The organism is Micrococcus sp. HG099 (assembly GCF_024723355.1).
Taxonomy (GTDB): Bacteria; Actinomycetota; Actinomycetes; order Actinomycetales; family Micrococcaceae; genus Micrococcus; species Micrococcus endophyticus.
Genome location: NZ_JANQCJ010000249.1, coordinates 1 through 1,215, shown reverse-complemented (window position 1 = coordinate 1,215; position 1,215 = coordinate 1). Strand labels below are relative to the sequence as shown.

At 77.8% G+C, this 1,215-nt stretch carries 2 protein-coding genes; both read right to left on the bottom strand.

Annotated elements, in window-relative coordinates; genetic code table 11:
- The coding region (locus tag NWP10_RS12025) for a methionyl-tRNA formyltransferase (protein ID WP_375162496.1) at positions 1-456 on the bottom strand (456 nt) is incomplete at its 3' end.
- Positions 453-1,049, bottom strand: coding sequence for a peptide deformylase (gene def, locus NWP10_RS12020; protein ID WP_158494662.1), 597 nt, complete (start codon positions 1,047-1,049; stop codon positions 453-455). The genes def and NWP10_RS12025, both read right to left, overlap by 4 nt.
- Between the last annotated feature and the right edge of the window lie 166 nt (positions 1,050-1,215).

Genomic DNA, 1,215 nt, shown 5'->3' with positions numbered 1-1,215 from the left:
GTCCAGGCCCTCCTCGAGCTGGAACACGTCCGCGGCGATCTCGGGCTCCCCCGCCATGACGGCGCGCTGCACCGGGGCGGCCCCGCGGTAGGCGGGCAGGGCGGAGAAGTGCAGGTTGAGCCATCCGTGGCGCGGCAGGGCCAGCGCCTCGGCGGGCACGAGCGCCCCGTAGGCGACGACGACGGCCACGTCCGGCTCCAGGGCGCGCACGGCCTCGAGCGCGGGCTCGCCGGCGGGCCCGCGCAGCCGGTCGGCCTTGACGACCGGCACCCCTGCCTCCTCGGCGACGACGGCGACCGGCGAGGGGGTCAGCACCCGGCGGCGGCCAATCGGCGCGTCGGGCCGGGTGAGCACCCCCACGACCTCGTGGGGCGAGTCCAGCAGGGCGCGCAGGACGGGCACGGCCGTCTCGGGCGTGCCGGCGTAGAGCACGCGCAGGGGCGTGGTCGCGGTCATCGGGTCCCTCCTCGGGGGGCGCGGGCGGGGGTCGGCGGAGCAGCCGGTGCGGCGAACACGGAGCCGACGGCGGCGGCCCGCTCGGCGCCCACGCGACGGGCGGTGCGGTCCACCTCGCCGGCGCGCATGCGGCGACGGGCCTCGCGACGCTCCTCGCCGTCGAGGCGGTCCACGTAGAGGATCCCGTCGAGGTGGTCGGTCTCGTGCTGCAGGCAGCGGGCGACCAGTCCGGTGCCGCGGTGCTCCACCGGATGCCCGTCCACGTTCACGCCGCGGACGACGGCCTCGGCGGCGCGGGCCGGGTGATAGCGCAGCCCGGGGACGGACAGGCAGCCCTCGCCGGGCTCACGCACGGTCTCCTCCCCCGTCTCGAGCACGGGGTTGACCACGTGCCCGGCGACCCCCTGGACGTCGAACACGAACACGCGCAGCCCCACGCCCACCTGGGGCGCGGCCAGGCCGACCCCGCCGACGGCGTGCATGGTCTCCACCATGTCCGCCACGAGGGCGCGCACGTCCATGCCGGCGGGCACGGGGCGCGCGGGGGTGCGCAGCACGGGATCGGGGACGGTGCGGACGGGCAGGACGCTCACGCGGTCACCCTATCGTCGCCGTCGGAGGCGGCCGGGGCGGGCTCGGACGAGCTGGCCGGGGCGGCGGGTGCGGGGTCCTTCGCCGCCGGGCCGGTCGGGGCGGGGCCCGTCTCTTATACCCATCTGACGCCGCCGACGATCTTACGCCGGTGGATCCTGTCCGCCG